Origin of the sequence: Chryseobacterium sp. 2TAF14, from assembly GCF_052115105.1 — a bacterium.
In the GTDB taxonomy this organism is placed as follows: domain Bacteria; phylum Bacteroidota; class Bacteroidia; order Flavobacteriales; family Weeksellaceae; genus Chryseobacterium.
In genome coordinates, this window is record NZ_JBFRGA010000005.1 from 50,383 (window position 1) to 65,024 (window position 14,642).

Consider the following 14,642-nt stretch of genomic DNA (forward strand, 5'->3'; position numbering starts at 1 on the left):
TCAAATTCTGTTCCGACCATTTTAAAGCGGTATTAATTAGATGAATAATCAATATTTTTTATAACTATCAAGTTAAGGAAAAAATGAAAATCTTCTCATTGACATAGGTTAAAATAATCCCAACAGTTCTAAAATAGAAACATTCTAAACAAAAAAATGGAAGACCTCAAAAAAGAAATCTTCCATTTATATTTTAAAAAGCCTTTCGACTTTAGTTTAAAATCAATTAATGACCAACAGTTACCAATTCTTTAATAGAAGGAACAAAAGTCGTCAAGTCAATTCCTTCAACAGCTTCCTTATATTCTTCAATACTTGGAATTCTTCCGATGATTGCAGAAAGTACAACAACCGGAGTTGAAGCCAATAAAGATTCTCCTTTTTTACGTTCAGAATCTTCAACCACTCTTCCCTGGAAAAGACGGGTAGAAGTTGCTAAAACAGTATCTCCTTTCTCAGCTTTCTCCTGATTACCCATACAAAGGTTACAACCTGGACGCTCAAGATACATCATATTTTCATACTGAGTACGAGCTTCACCTTTCGGAGCATTATCATTAAATTCAAAACCTGAATATTTCTCCAATAATTCCCAGTCACCTTCAGCTTTTAATTCATCAATGATATTATAAGTAGGAGCCGCAACTACCAATGGAGCTTGGAATTCTACTTTACCATTTTGCTTTTCGATATTTCTCAACATCTGAGAAACGATTTTCAAATCGCCTTTGTGAACCATACAAGAACCTACGAAACCAAGGTCAACTTTTTTCTCGCCTCCGTAATACGTAAGATCTCTGATCGTATCGTGCGTGTATCTTTTAGAAACGTCGTCGTTGTTTACATCCGGGTCGGCAATCATTGGCTCAACGATAATGTCTAAGTCAACAACTACTTCAGCATAATATTTAGCATTCGCATCCGGAGTCAAAGCAGGTTTGTCGCCCGTTCTGATTTCCTCGATTCTTTTATTTGCTTTGTTAATTAGACCTTGAAGAACGTGATTTTTGTTATCCATTCCTTTGTCTATCATAATCTGGATTCTGCTTTTTGCAATTTCCAATGATTCGATCAAAGTATCGTCTTCAGAAATACAAATAGAAGCTTTCGCTTTCATTTCTGCAGTCCAGTCTGTGAAAACCGTAATATCGTTAAGAACTTTATGAATAACGTCTGTCATTGCGTGGTATTCACCTTTCGGGTCACGAGCTGTGATTACTCCGAAATCGTTCATGAATTTCATTAATTTAGGAATGTTAGCCTGAGCTTTTTTATCCCAAACCGAAGCCGTGTGACAGCCTGATTGGTAAGCTCCGTCTACAATTGGAGAAATCACGGTTGCTGCCATAGATTCCAATTCCTGAGAAGTCATCAAACCTGTCGTATCTTGAGAACCAACAATGTTTACTTCTACACGAACATCTGAGCCAGCGTGTAATAATTTACCTTCAGGAACACCAACTGCATTTCTGTTGAAGATTTTTTCAACAGCAGTCAAACCTTGTCCTTCAATAGATATTTCTTTAGAAGGAGCGAAAACTGTAGGAGCTGTAATTCCTAAAGTTTTTGCAGCAAACGTCTGAATTTTTTTACCAAAAACGATAGCGTAAGAACCTCCCCCGTAGCAACAGAATATTTTTCTTCTAAAACAATGTCGCCATTTTCGTTACGAACAGGATTTCCGTTTTCGTCCACTTTTTTCACCCAGTTTTGTAGGTCGATTCCGATACCTCCGGTTACATCAACTGTAGTCAAGAAAATTGGAGAAATTCCGTTGGTTCCGGCTACAATCGGAGCAATGTTTACGAAAGGTACGTAAGGACTTGCTTGTTTACCAGTCCAAAGTGCAACGTTGTTCACTCCAGACATACGAGAAGAACCAACTCCCATTGTTCCTTTTTCAGCAATAAGCATTACACTTGCATCAGGATGCTGAGCCTGAAGCATTTTTATTTCGTCCTGAGCTTCAGGTGTAATCATACATTTCCCGTGAAGTTCTCTGTCTGAACGAGAGTGAGCCTGATTTCCGGGAGAAAGTAAGTCTGTAGAAATATCACCTTCACCAGCGATGAAAGTAACCACTTTGATTTCTTCTGCAACTTCAGGAAGTTTTGTGAAAAACTCTGCTTTTGCATAGCTTTCCAGAATATCTTTAGCGATTTCGTTACCAGATTCGAAAGCAGCTTTCAGACGTGCTGTATCAGCATCATATAAGAAAACCTGAGTTTTAAGAACTTTAGCAGCCTGTTTTGCAGTTGCTTCATCATTTCCTAAAGCCAAATCAAGTAAAACCTCAATTGAAGGCCCGCCTTTCATGTGAGACAATAATTCGAAAGCGAAGGTTGGAGTGATTTCTTCAACAACAGATTCACCAAGAATAATTTCTTTTAAAAACTTAGCCTTTACGCCTGCAGCACTTGTTGTACTAATTCTAGAAGTCTTTTCATTTTTAAATACGTCTTCGGATTGGTTAGAATTCCTCTTACGCATCATTTTCAAATCGTTTTACCTTGATTCGTAAATCTTTCTGAGTTTGTTTACCGGAAGTGAAAGCTGTTTATTGAAAATCTTTTCTGAAATAAAAAATTTAACAGATAAGAACTGATGTTGTTTAGATTTATCAAAAAAATCTTCAAAAATTAGTTTTCCGTTATTAAACCCTTGAAAATGTTTCCAAATTTACGAAATTTTACTATTTTGTACAGTTGAAATTATTTAGATTCTTTATAAATATGAATTTTATATTTTCTATTTTTGGTACAAAATAATCTTAGATGTTTTTAAGAAAATTGAAGTTTGGTTTTTTAATTATATGCTCTGTTTTTGCTTTTGGTCAGTCTAAAGGTCTTAAAAAGAGTAGTTTAAATAAATCTAAAAGCATTGCAAAGCCAAATATTGTTAAAAATAATGCAGCAAAGCTTCCTGTGGTTAATGAAGAAGCGCCATTGCTGATTCCGCAAAAAAAGAACGGAAAATCTGGATTTGTGAATCAAAAAGGAAAATTTGTAATTCAGCCGGAGTATGATCTGGTGATGTTTTTTGGTGAAGATTGTAATCTTTTAAATTCTCCAAACGAGAAAGTCAGAAAGTTTGGAAGTAAAGATTTTGCTACGGTAGAAAAAAATAAAATTACTTTCAGAATTAATGCATCGGGTAAAAAAGTTTACCAATATAAAGATGCTGATCTGGGAAGATGTAGTTTAGAATTGAAAAAAGCATTGTTTCATGCCTATATTTTAAACGGAAAATACGGAATTATTGAAGATTCTAAATTTAAAAATCCATCAGACCGAAGTCAGTTTACCATTTATCCGGATTACCAATATTTATACATTTTAGAAGGGAATGATCAGGCAAATCCGATGATTGTTGCAACATATAATGATAAATTCGGAGTGATCGATATTAATAATAAAATCGTCATTCCGTTTGAATATGCCGATATAAAAAGAAACTACAGCTGGAAACTGGGGAAAATGTTTGAAGTCACAAAAGACGATAAAAACTATTATTATATTGATTCTTATAACCGATCATATTAAATAGTTGTTGGTTCATAGTTGTTAGTTGATGGTTGAAATTCAATGTTTTAAATGCTGATAAAGTTTTGATTGAATATTATATAAGTATCTTCTTAAACCAAATTCCAACTCGATATTTTTCAAGTTAAAAATTTTTAGTAATTTCGCCGCTGAAATAAAGGGGTGCTCCAAACCGGGGCTGAGATTATACCCAATGAACCTGGAACGGGTAATGCTGTTTAGGGAAATTAAAAATGAGCAATGAGTAATAAGCAATTAGTAATGCATCAATTACTTTACCAATCACTCATTACTTATATCATAATCGCCCCTTTTATTCCATTAAATTTTTAAAATTTATAAGAATGAAAGGATTGTTTTTTTTAGGACTTACCGCAAGTTCCCTGAGTTTTGCACAAACTCTAAATAATGATTCTCTGAAAATCAGAGAAATTGAAGCTGTCAACTTTACCAAAAGACTTCCTGTTGCTAAAGAAATCATTAATGTTCAAAAAGATCTTGACGGCAGAAATCTTGGGCAGGATCTTCCGATTCTCTTAAAAAACCAAACTTCTATTATTTCCACTTCCGATGCCGGAAACGGAGTTGGTTACACTGGTTTCAGAATTCGTGGTGTTGCCGGAAGAGGAATTAATGTGATGATGAATGGTGTTCCGTTCAATGATTCTGAAAGTCAGGGAACTTTTTTTGTGAATGTTCCGGATCTTACAAGTTCGGCTTCGCAAATTGTCATTCAAAGAGGGGTGGGAACTTCCAATAACGGAGTTTCTGCTTTCGGAGCAAGTATCAATGTGATTTCAAAAGAGCCTGAAGAGAAGTTTTATTTTAAAACAGATGACAGTTACGGATCGTTTAATACGTATAAATATTCAGCAGAGGTAGGTTCGGGTAAATTTTGGAAAGACCGCCTTTCTGTGATGGGAAGATATTCCTTTATTCATTCAGACGGATATATCGACAGGGCTTTTTCAGATTTAAATTCATATAATTTCACTGCGTTATTTGAAGAAGGGAAAACAAAACTTCGTGTGATGGCTTTTGGCGGAAAAGAAAAAACCTACCAAGCGTGGAACGGTGTAGACAGACAGACTTGGGAAACCAATCCTAAAGCTAATTTTTCAGGGGCAATCTATGATGCCGATTGGGAAAATATTATAGGATATTATGATAACGAAACCGATAATTACAGACAAAATCATTATCAATTACTTTGGGAACAAGGTTTAAATAAAAATTGGAATCTTGAAACGACCCTTCACTACACAAAAGGGAGAGGCTATTACGAAAATTACAAGCAAGGCGATCCGTACGCAAGATATAATCTTCCGGATTTTAACGGTGAAGAATATTCAGATTTTATCAGAAAAAAATGGTTGAATAACGATTTTTACGGCTTGGTTTCTACTTTGTACGGAAAATTTGATAATGTAGATTTAAATTTTGGCGTAGTCGGAAATCAATATTACGGAAGACATTATGGAAATGTTACCGGAGTTTATTTTCCAAATATTAATGAATATGAATATTACCGAAATCGTTCGGTGAAGACCGAAGTTGCAGGTTTTGCCAAAGCATTAATCAAATTAAATGATTTTGAATTTTTCGGAGATCTTCAGTTGAGAAACATCGATTATGATACAAAAATCTTAATGGAAGGCGATGGCGAAGGTGCTAATCTGAATAAAAACTGGTTATTTTTTAACCCAAAAGCGGGAGTCAATTATAAATTAGGAAACGGAAAAGTTTTCTTGTCTTACGCACACGCACAACGTGAACCGAATCGTGATGATTTAATATCAAACAATGATGTAAAATCAGAAAAGCTTCACGATTTTGAAGCGGGAATTGAAAAGCAGTTTGGTAAAGTAGCTTTTACAGCCAATCTTTATTATATGTATTATCTGAATCAGTTGGTTTTAAACGGGCAGATTAGCAACATCGGCGAATTTATCAGAACCAATTCCGGTAAAAGTTACAGAAGAGGTGTTGAAGTGGGAGCTTTGGCAAGGCTTTCAAAACAATGGGAGATTTCCGGAAATGTGAGTGTAAGCCAGAACAGAAACCTTGATTTCAGAGTTGAAAATGAAAGTGGAGTAAATAATTTGGGAAATACAGAAATCTCTTTTTCTCCGAACTTGATTGCGAATTTAAGCCTGAAATTTAATCCTACTAAAAACTTCCAGTTCTCTTTGATGAATCAGTATGTCGGAAAACAATATCTGGATAATACAGAAACGGCAGATTTACAACTAAAAGATTATCTTTTGACGGATTTTAATGCGCAGTATGACTTTAAAATTGCAAAACATGAAGTTGCTTTAAAGCTTTTGGTGAATAATATTTTCGACCAGAAATATGTAAACAACGGTTACGTTTACAACGGTCCTGTTTATTTTTCTCAGGCAGGAACCAATTTTATGTTTGGCATCAGCTGGAAAGTTCAATAATTAAAATTAACACCATTCATATCAATATATTCAGGTAAAGTTCAGATTGAATTTTTTAAAGGCTGCTTCGGCAGTCTTTTTTATTTTAAATTAAACATTTAATCAATGTTGTTGACCTGAAAACTACAAGTAATTCTTAAAATCACCTTGTCAAGGTTTTATGAACAAGGTTTCATGCGAATGTGTCTAAAGAATTTGAAGATTCATTAATTTAATCCTTTTTAAAAACTTAAAATTTATTTTAAATAAAAAAAATCTGTGCAATCACTAGGAAAGTTAATCAATCATATAAGCTTCAAACAAATCTTCAGAAAGTCACTAAAAAGTCATAAATTTGCCACCAAATGAATATTTCAGCTTACATTTTAGACTATTTGAAACAATTTGGAACCGTTACCGTTCCGAAGTTTGGTGTATTTTCTCTGGAAAATTCTAAAGCAGTCATCAACTCAGAAAACGGAAGCATTCTTCCGCCTTCTTCAAAAATTGCCTTCCATTCCGATTATCAGGTTTCATCTGATGATCTGATAGGTTTTATCAGCAATAAAAAATCTATTTCAAAAGAAGCGGCTGAAAATGAATTGCAGATTCAGACCGATTTTTGGAAGAAAAAGCTTCAGGCAGAACAGGTTTTGGAGATTCAGAATTTAGGAACTGTTTTTGTTGAAGACGGAGAACTTCATTTCAAAGGAAACCGTTTGGAATCTGATCATCCTGATTTTTATGGTTTGGAAGAAATTCGTTTTTCTGATATTAATGAGGGTGATTCTTTCGAGAGTCCGGTAAACAAAGAGAAAGATTTTAAATTTAATAAATCGATTCTGTGGATTTTTCTTTTCATTATCCCGGTTTTAGGAATATTGTATTTAGGATATACTCAACAAGAATTTCTCTTCGGGAAAAAATCTTTTGATGATGTTTCGGTACAGACTAAAACCAAAAGAATTGAAAAGAAAATGCCGGTGAAAGTAGATTCGGCGCAGATAAAAAGAGCAGATTCTGTAAAAGCTTTTAAAGCAGATTCTCTACGAAAAGATTCAATAAAACAGGCTGCAAAAACTTGGAAACCCAATTCCAAAAAAAGTAAATCAAAATGGCAAAAATAAAAAAAGCGTCAGATTCTCTGACGGTTATGACCAATATCGTACTTCCCAATGATACCAATCAGCTGAGAAATCTTTTTGGAGGTGAATTGTTGGCAAGAATGGATCGTTGTGCATCGATTTCAGCAACAAGACACTGCGAAAGAAGAGTAGTAACAGCATCGGTAAACCACGTTTCGTTTGACCACCCGATTCCCGAAGGCGGAATTGTGGTAATGGAGTCTAAAGTTTCCCGTGCATTCGGAACTTCTATGGAAATTTATGTGGATGTTTGGTTGGATGATCCAATCAATCAGAGAAAAATTCAGACCAATAAAGGAATTTATACTTTCGTTGCGGTTGATGAGTTTAACCGCCCGATTCCGATTCCTCAGATGGAGCCGGAAACCGAGCTTGAAAAAGAGAGGTTCGCTGCTGCATTAAGAAGAAAAGAATTATCACTGATTCTTTCAGGAAGAATGAAACCGACGGATTCTGTAGAGTTGAAGAAGCTATTCGCAGGAGAAATTGAACAATAATTTATAACGGAAGAATTTTTCTTCCGTTTATTTTTAAATGTAAGTTACAAAAATGAAGATCTTATTATTAGATAAAAATCATCCCCTCATTACCAATCAGCTTTTAGCGAAGAACTTCATTCTGGAAGAAGATTTTACCTCTTCCTACGATGAGGTTTGTGGTAAAATTCAAAATTATGATGGGGTAATTATCAGAAGCAGAATTCCTTTGGATAAAAATTTTTTAGAAAAAGGAATTAATCTGAAATTCATTGCAAGAGTAGGAGCAGGGATGGAAAACATAGATATTCCTGTTGCTGAAAAGTTGGGGATTCAATTAATTAATTCTCCTGAAGGAAACAGAGATTCTGTTGCTGAACATGTTGTCGGAATGTTGCTTATTTTAATGAACCGTCTTTTCATCGCTTCAAATGAAGTAAAAAAGGGAATATGGCTGCGTGAAGAAAACCGTGGTGATGAATTATTAGGAAAAACAGTTGGTCTTATCGGTTATGGAAACATGGGAAAAGCCACTGCGAAAAGGCTTTCAGGATTTGGCTGCAAAGTGATTTTTCACGATATTCTTCCCGATCTTTCAGATGAGTTTGCAACGCAGGTTTCTTTGGAAGAATTAAAAGAAAAAGCTGAGGTTCTAAGCTTACATATTCCTTTAACAGATGAAACTCATTATTTAATTGATTCAAAATTTATTAATGAAATGAAAAATGATTTCTATTTCGTTAATACCGCAAGAGGAAAAAATGTCGAAACGAAATATTTAGTTGAAGCATTGAAATCTGGAAAAGTAAAAGGCGCATGTCTCGATGTTTTGGAGTACGAAAAATCATCTTTTGAAAATCTTGAAGCTGATAATGAAGATCTAACTTATCTTTTAAACTCTGAAAAAGTGATTGTAACACCACATATCGCAGGCTGGACGTATCAAAGCAAAGAAAAACTGGCGCAGGTGATTGTAGATAAAATTATTGCTGCATTTTGTTAGTCCAAAACAAACGGATTTGATTACTCTTTTGGTGTGTGAATTTTTATGTTAAATAATTCATAATTGACAACCGCCTTTTCATATTTGAACTGAGTTTTATTAAATTGCCGTTCATTTTTTTGAACTCATGAAGAAGCCTATCCTTTTATTTGTAATCACGATATTTCTATTCCTTTTTTCCTGTAAAAAAAAATCTGAAAACGGCAATGCACCTGCAGAACCTACTACCAATCTTCCCAATTACGGAAATGTAGATCTAAGCAAAGTTTTTGCAGATGGAAAATTTAATTTGGTTGATAAAAAGTATGCGGCAAGCTATATCGATCAATATTACAAAAAAGTTTGGGAAAGAGGCGACTTGAGCGGAAGTTTTCTTGTGGCGCAAGGCGATGATATTCTATACGAAAATTACCGTGGTTTTGCCAGAGAAGGAAATCAAAATCCTATTGATAAAAATACGCCGCTTCATGTTGCATCTGTTTCAAAAACAATGACGGCAATGGCAATGATGAAGTTGATTGAAGCCGGAAAAATAAAGCTTACTGATCATCTTACACAGTTTTTTCCTTCATTTCCTTATCCTAACGTGACGGTTCAGACTTTATTAGATCAAAGAAGCGGACTTCCGAAATACGAATATTTTATTACTAAAATTCAGCCGGCTCCTGCAGAACTTTCCAAAACTTACATCACCAATCAGGATGTTTTAAATATGATCATTAAATACAAACCTGAATTGGCGAGAGATACCGATACTGGTTTTATGTATTGCAATACCAACTATGCGCTTTTGGCTTTATTGATTGAAAAGATTACTAAAACTCCTTTTCCGCAGGCAATGAAAGAAATGGTTTTCACACCGCTGAAAATGAAGAATACTTATATTTTTCAGGAAAAAGATATTCCTACTGCTTCCCAATCTTTTTACTATGGTGGAAACAGGCTGTATCCTTTAGACCGATTAGACCTTATTTATGGCGATAAAAACGTTTACACCACACCAAGGGATCTTTATAATTTTTCTAAAGCGATGTTTTCTAAAGATTTTTTGAAGCCCGAATTGATGCAAATGATTTTTACGCCTTACAGTAACGAAAAAGCAGGTCAGAACAATTACGGTTTAGGTTTTAGGATGAAAATTTTTGATAACGGAGAAAAATTAACGTATCACAACGGTTGGTGGCACGGTACAAATTCAGTTTTTGCGCATCTTTTAAAATCAAAAGTTACCATTATTGCGATCGGGAATAAATATTCGGGAAGAGTTTATTCGGCTTTGGCTTTGTCTGGTCTTTTTGAAGATTTTCCGCCACAGAAAGATAAACTTCACAGCATTATGAATGATAATCAGGACACTTTGAAAACAACAACTGAAGTTTTTGGAGAATAATGTTTATTTTTGCTCAAATATTTTCATGAAAAGATTTCTTCTTTTATTCATTATCGGGGTTCTCGTACAGTCTTGTGCAAGAGTAGGCTCGCCAATCGGAGGTCTTAAAGATACTTTGGCTCCTCAGGCTATCGGTTCAAATATAGATTCTTCAAGAGTAAATGTAAGAAGAGACATCAAAGAACTGAGGATTGATTTTAATGAATACATTACTTTAAAGGAAGTCAGTAAAAACCTTAATATTTCTCCGCCAATAAAATATAATAGAGTTCTTCCTTCAAATATTGCCAATAAATATTTGATCATTCAATGGAAAGATACTTTGCAGGCAAACACAACGTATAATTTCAATTTTGGAAATGCAATAGCTGATAACAGTGAAGGCAACGTGTTGAGATATTACAATTTTGCTTTTTCTACGGGCGAAAAACTCGACGATTTATACATAAGCGGTGAGGTTTCAGATGCATTAGCTTTAAAGAAGAAAAGTAGCGCAGACAATAAAATGGTGGTTGGTCTTTACCAGTTGAAAGACAGCATGGATTATAAACAAAAGCCATATTACATCACAAAAGTAGACGACGACGGTTATTATGAGCTGAATTATCTTGCCAAAGGAAAATACAGGATTATTGCTTTTGATGATGACAACGAAAACTCCATTTACAATCCCGGGAAAGAAAAAATAGCCTTTCAAAAAGACACTGTTGTCGTAGAAAAATCTATTTCCGGATTAAATTTAAAATTGTTTCCGTCTAAAAAAGCTTTTAAAAATCCTGAATTAAAAGAAATGCCGGGCGGAGTTTTGATGACTTTTGAAGGAAATCCGGAAGAAGTAAAAGTACTTGCGGTAAGCGAGAAACTGAAAGACATTAAAGTAACTCACAAGCCTAAATCTGATTCGGTAAAGATTTGGTTTGATGCTGTAAAAAGCGATGTTGGTCAAACGGTAAACGAAAAGCTTGRGTTCAGCTACGACACTGCATCAAAGCAAGATACTGTTACTATTTTTTATAAGCAAAATAAAAAAAATGTAATGGATGTTATTAGTGAAAACGGCGGCTCATTATTACCTCCAAAAACTGATTTCAAAATTTCATCTACTTATATTATCGATAAAATTGATCCTGAAAAATGGACGCTGAAGATTGACAGTACGACCGTACAGCCTTTCACGGCTAAAATATCAGAGACTAATCCTTATCAGATTTTGATTACCTCAGATTTTGTTTCTGGGAAAAAATATCAGTTGACGATTCCAAAAACAACCGTTTCTTCTTATTATGAAAAAAATGCAGAATCGAAACGTTTCGATTTTGAAATCGATAAGATTGAAAATTATGGACTTTTGGAAGTGATACTTCAAAATGCGCCAACTACAAAATACTGGCTGCAGCTTTTAGATTCTTCAGAAAAGCCGATTTACCAGAAATATACGAGCGGAAATTCTGTTACTTTCGATGTGTTGAAGCCTGCAGAATATATTGTCCGGATTTTGGTAGATAACAACGAAAACGGATATTGGGATCCTGCAGATTTTGAAAATTCTACTTTTGCAGAAGATTCTTATACTTACTATAAAACTGCGATTATCCGACCTTTATGGACTTCAAAGGAAACCTGGGATCTGAAAGATCCAAGAGTGCTTGATATCAGTAAATTTGGAACAGCGCCAAGTTCATCAAAAAATAAATCTGATGACACTAAATCACCAACAAACCCAACCAACAATTCTTTCCAGAATAATAATTCCGGGACAAGAGGAACGAACAGAAATCTTGAATTAAGAAGATAATGCAGAAGTTTAAAAAGATTTTTTTTTGGTGTCTGTTAGGTTTTGCGCTTATTCAGTTTATTCCGGTCGATAAAGTAAATAAGCCTGTAGATCAGACAAAAAATTTTGTTAAGGTTGAAAATACCCCTCCAAAAGCTATTGCGTTACTAAAAAACGCTTGCTACGATTGTCATTCTGATGAAACGGTTTATCCTAAATACGCTTATATTGCTCCGTTTTCGTGGTCGGTTAAAAGCCATGTGAATGATGGAAGAAAACATCTTAATTTCTCAGTTTGGGAAACATACAATAAAGATCTAAAGCAGAATATGCTTAAAAAATCGATTCAGACGATTGATAATAAAGTTATGCCGATGCCGGCTTATATTATTTACCATGACGAAGCCAACCTGTCAAAAGAAGAAAGGCTGATTCTAAGTAATTATTTTAAAGCAATTTTAGATTCTAAGAAATACTAAGTGTTTTATTTAAAATCGGGATAAAACAGTAAAATTTAAAAGTCTGCAGAGGAAGTTTCGCTCCTACGGAGCTCAATTTTTTGTGTAATTTTCTATAAAGGTCTTGCTCTTATGGAGCAAATTATTTTTTCCGAGTTCAAGTTAATATTAAGATCTCTTTAAATACGCTTCAAAGAATTTTTTCTGAGAATCAAAAGCGATATCGTCGAGATTAATTTCTGAAATAGAAACCCATTGTGTTTCTGAAATCTCAGATAATGCGATATTCACTTCAAACTTTTCCGAAACACTATATTCGTAAAACAAATCGATCGTATTATAATCAATCTCTTTGTATTGGTAAACATTGGGTAGACTGGTTAAATACTTTAGATTTTTAATGTCTATTTCAAGCTGAAGCTCCTCAAAAAGTTCTCTCTTACAAGTATTTTCTGCGCTTTCTTTCGGATCTACAAATCCTCCTGCCAAATCTAGTTTACCTTTTTTGGGCTCCTGATTTCTTCGGGTTAAATAAATTTCATCTCCACAGCGGATCACTACAGCAACAGCTCCGGCAACATTATTATACAAATTGAAGCCGCACTGAGTGCAGCTCCATTTTTTTTCTCCGTCCCAATTGAGGGTTTCGTTTCCGCAGTTCGGACAAAATTTTAATATTTTCATTAAATAATATTAGAGTTTCTCGGGTGATAATTTAATATCACATCCCGAAGTTCTTCTGTTTTTAAATGGGTGTAAATTCCTGTTGTTGTAATACTGGAATGCCCCAACATTTCCTGGATATAACGCAGATCTGCTCCGTTTTGTAACAGATGCGTCGCAAAAGAATGTCTGAAGGTGTGCGGCGAAATTTTCTTGCTTACTCCCGCTTTATCAGTCAATTCTTTGATAATAATAAATACAATTACACGGGACATTGACGTTCCTCTGCTGTTAAGGAAAAGGATGTCTTCATGTTTTTTGTTTATTTTGGTTTTCGAACGTACTTCAGCGATGTATTCTTTCAGAAGCTTTGCGGTGTACTGTGCTAAAGGTACAAAACGTGTTTTGTTTCCTTTTCCGATAACTTTAATGTAATTTTCTTTAAAGTTGATATTAGAAATTTTAATATCAATCAATTCAGAAACCCGCAGTCCGCACCCATAAAGCACTTCGATGATGCAGTGATTTCTTTTGCCCAGATCAGAGCTTCTTTCAATCGCATCTATAATTCTTTCGATATCTGCAAGACTYAATGTATCGGGAAGATACAGACCCAATTTCGGCCCTTCCAATAGTGTTGAAGGGTTATCATTACGGATTTCGTCTTCCAGCAGATACTTGAAAAAAGCTTTGATGGAAGAGATCCATCTTGCTTGTGACCGCTCGCTGAATTTCTGTTTAGACAATTTGAAAATATATTCCTGAAGATTATCAAAAGTAATCTTTTCAGGACCCGTATTTTCGAGGTCTCCTACAGCAAAGTCTTTAAGTTTTTTGATGTCGCGGATATACGCATCTAGTGTGTTTTCTGAAAAGTTTCTTTCAAAGCGCAGAAAGATTTCGAAATCTTTAATTTTTTCATCCCAAGTCATTGTGTTGTGTTTTTTTAATTATTTAACTCATTTTCTGAAACCTGTATTATTTCAATCCGATGTTCTTTTAAAAAGGCAATTCCTTCATCATCCGAGTAAGCATTAATGTAAACCAACTTTGAAATTCCTGCCTGTAGAATCAGTTTGCTGCATTCTTTACAGGGCGATAAGGTAAGATACAGTGTTGCACCACGTGCAGATTGCGTAGAACCTGCCAATTTCAATATTGCATTTGCTTCTGCATGTAAAACATACCAATGGGTTTTGCCCGTTTCGTCTTCACAGCAGTTCTCAGATCCTGATGGAGTACCATTGTAACCATCCGAAATAATCATCCTATCTTTTACGATAAGAGCTCCTACCTGTTTTCTTTTGCAGTAGGAAAGTTTTGCCCACTCCTGAGCCATTTTTAGATAAGCTTTATCAAACTTATTATACATCTGCATCGGTTTTTTCGAAATAATTTGTGATAAAGATATTAGAAATTCGGCTTTCTTTTTTCAATAAAAGCAGAAACTCCTTCTTTTTTGTCTTCTAATTCAAAAAGCTCTCCGAAATATTTAATTTCGGTTTCAAAACCTTTATCTGTATCAGACAGATTAGTTGCTTTAATAGCGCGTGAAATTGCCATTGGAGAATTATTAGCAATTGTTTTTGCCAATTCTTCTGTTTTAGCAAGAAGCTCACCAATAGGGAAAACTTCATTGACCAGACCAATTTCTTTTGCCTTTTGTGCAGGAATCATTTTTGCTGAGAAAATCATTTCATTGGCAATTCCTTTTCCTACTAATTTTGGAAGTCTTTGGGTGCCTCCATACCCCGGAATAAGACCT

The 14,642-nt window shown here is 34.7% G+C and carries 12 protein-coding genes and 1 pseudogene; 8 read left to right on the top strand and 5 right to left on the bottom strand.

Going from position 1 to position 14,642, the window contains the following annotated elements; translation table 11 throughout:
- Positions 1–226: 226 nt before the first annotated feature.
- A pseudogene (locus AB4Y90_RS01320) lies at positions 227–2,424 on the bottom strand (aconitase family protein); the annotation flags it as partial.
- Positions 2,425–2,774: 350 nt separating this feature from the next.
- Between AB4Y90_RS01320 and AB4Y90_RS01325 the strand changes: the two are divergent.
- The 8 genes from AB4Y90_RS01325 (at position 2,775) to AB4Y90_RS01360 (ending at position 12,235) form a co-directional block, all read left to right on the top strand.
- The gene (locus tag AB4Y90_RS01325; protein ID WP_441555403.1) at positions 2,775–3,542 is read left to right on the top strand and encodes a WG repeat-containing protein; all 768 of its coding nucleotides are present in this window, start codon (positions 2,775–2,777) and stop codon (positions 3,540–3,542) included.
- Positions 3,543–3,886: 344 nt separating this feature from the next.
- Positions 3,887–5,989 (top strand): TonB-dependent receptor, encoded by a 2,103-nt coding sequence (locus AB4Y90_RS01330; protein WP_441555404.1) that lies wholly within the window; start codon positions 3,887–3,889, stop codon positions 5,987–5,989.
- A 344-nt stretch (positions 5,990–6,333) separates the two neighbouring features.
- The gene (locus AB4Y90_RS01335) at positions 6,334–7,095 is read left to right on the top strand and encodes a hypothetical protein (protein WP_441555405.1); all 762 of its coding nucleotides are present in this window, start codon (positions 6,334–6,336) and stop codon (positions 7,093–7,095) included.
- Positions 7,083–7,610, top strand: a complete 528-nt coding sequence (locus AB4Y90_RS01340; protein ID WP_441555406.1) for an acyl-CoA thioesterase — start codon at positions 7,083–7,085, stop codon at positions 7,608–7,610. Before AB4Y90_RS01335 ends, AB4Y90_RS01340 begins: the two co-directional genes overlap by 13 nt.
- A gap of 52 nt (positions 7,611–7,662) precedes the next feature.
- Entirely contained in the window at positions 7,663–8,592 is a 930-nt protein-coding gene (locus AB4Y90_RS01345) for a 2-hydroxyacid dehydrogenase (protein WP_441555407.1), read from the top strand.
- Between the two features lie 127 nt (positions 8,593–8,719).
- The gene (locus tag AB4Y90_RS01350) at positions 8,720–9,982 is read left to right on the top strand and encodes a serine hydrolase domain-containing protein (protein WP_441555408.1); all 1,263 of its coding nucleotides are present in this window, start codon (positions 8,720–8,722) and stop codon (positions 9,980–9,982) included.
- Between the two features lie 25 nt (positions 9,983–10,007).
- Positions 10,008–11,777, top strand: a complete 1,770-nt coding sequence (locus AB4Y90_RS01355; RefSeq protein ID WP_441555409.1) for an Ig-like domain-containing protein — start codon at positions 10,008–10,010, stop codon at positions 11,775–11,777.
- On the top strand, positions 11,777–12,235 hold the full coding sequence (locus tag AB4Y90_RS01360) for a heme-binding domain-containing protein (protein WP_441555410.1): 459 nt from the start codon (positions 11,777–11,779) through the stop codon (positions 12,233–12,235). The genes AB4Y90_RS01355 and AB4Y90_RS01360 overlap by 1 nt, the downstream gene beginning before the upstream one ends.
- Positions 12,236–12,382: 147 nt before the next feature.
- Here AB4Y90_RS01360 and AB4Y90_RS01365 read toward each other — a convergent pair whose 3' ends face one another.
- The 4 genes from AB4Y90_RS01365 to AB4Y90_RS01380 form a co-directional block, all read right to left on the bottom strand.
- On the bottom strand, positions 12,383–12,898 hold the full coding sequence (locus AB4Y90_RS01365) for an NUDIX hydrolase (RefSeq protein ID WP_441555412.1): 516 nt from the start codon (positions 12,896–12,898) through the stop codon (positions 12,383–12,385).
- On the bottom strand, positions 12,898–13,809 hold the full coding sequence (gene xerD / locus AB4Y90_RS01370) for a site-specific tyrosine recombinase XerD (RefSeq protein WP_441555413.1): 912 nt from the start codon (positions 13,807–13,809) through the stop codon (positions 12,898–12,900). The genes AB4Y90_RS01365 and xerD overlap by 1 nt, the downstream gene beginning before the upstream one ends.
- A gap of 14 nt (positions 13,810–13,823) precedes the next feature.
- The gene (locus tag AB4Y90_RS01375; RefSeq protein WP_441555414.1) at positions 13,824–14,255 is read right to left on the bottom strand and encodes a deoxycytidylate deaminase; all 432 of its coding nucleotides are present in this window, start codon (positions 14,253–14,255) and stop codon (positions 13,824–13,826) included.
- Positions 14,256–14,287: 32 nt separating this feature from the next.
- Positions 14,288–14,642: enoyl-CoA hydratase-related protein (locus AB4Y90_RS01380; protein ID WP_441555415.1), on the bottom strand; the 355-nt coding region annotated here is incomplete at its 5' end.

Coding starts and splice junctions, on each gene's coding strand:
- AB4Y90_RS01325 (WP_441555403.1), top strand. CDS start 2,775: ATGTTTTTAAGAAAATTGAAGTTTGGTTTTTTAATTATATGCTCTGTT.
- AB4Y90_RS01330 (WP_441555404.1), top strand. CDS start 3,887: ATGAAAGGATTGTTTTTTTTAGGACTTACCGCAAGTTCCCTGAGTTTT.
- AB4Y90_RS01335 (WP_441555405.1), top strand. CDS start 6,334: ATGAATATTTCAGCTTACATTTTAGACTATTTGAAACAATTTGGAACC.
- AB4Y90_RS01340 (WP_441555406.1), top strand. CDS start 7,083: ATGGCAAAAATAAAAAAAGCGTCAGATTCTCTGACGGTTATGACCAAT.
- AB4Y90_RS01345 (WP_441555407.1), top strand. CDS start 7,663: ATGAAGATCTTATTATTAGATAAAAATCATCCCCTCATTACCAATCAG.
- AB4Y90_RS01350 (WP_441555408.1), top strand. CDS start 8,720: ATGAAGAAGCCTATCCTTTTATTTGTAATCACGATATTTCTATTCCTT.
- AB4Y90_RS01360 (WP_441555410.1), top strand. CDS start 11,777: ATGCAGAAGTTTAAAAAGATTTTTTTTTGGTGTCTGTTAGGTTTTGCG.
- AB4Y90_RS01365 (WP_441555412.1), bottom strand. CDS start 12,898: ATGAAAATATTAAAATTTTGTCCGAACTGCGGAAACGAAACCCTCAAT.
- AB4Y90_RS01375 (WP_441555414.1), bottom strand. CDS start 14,255: ATGCAGATGTATAATAAGTTTGATAAAGCTTATCTAAAAATGGCTCAG.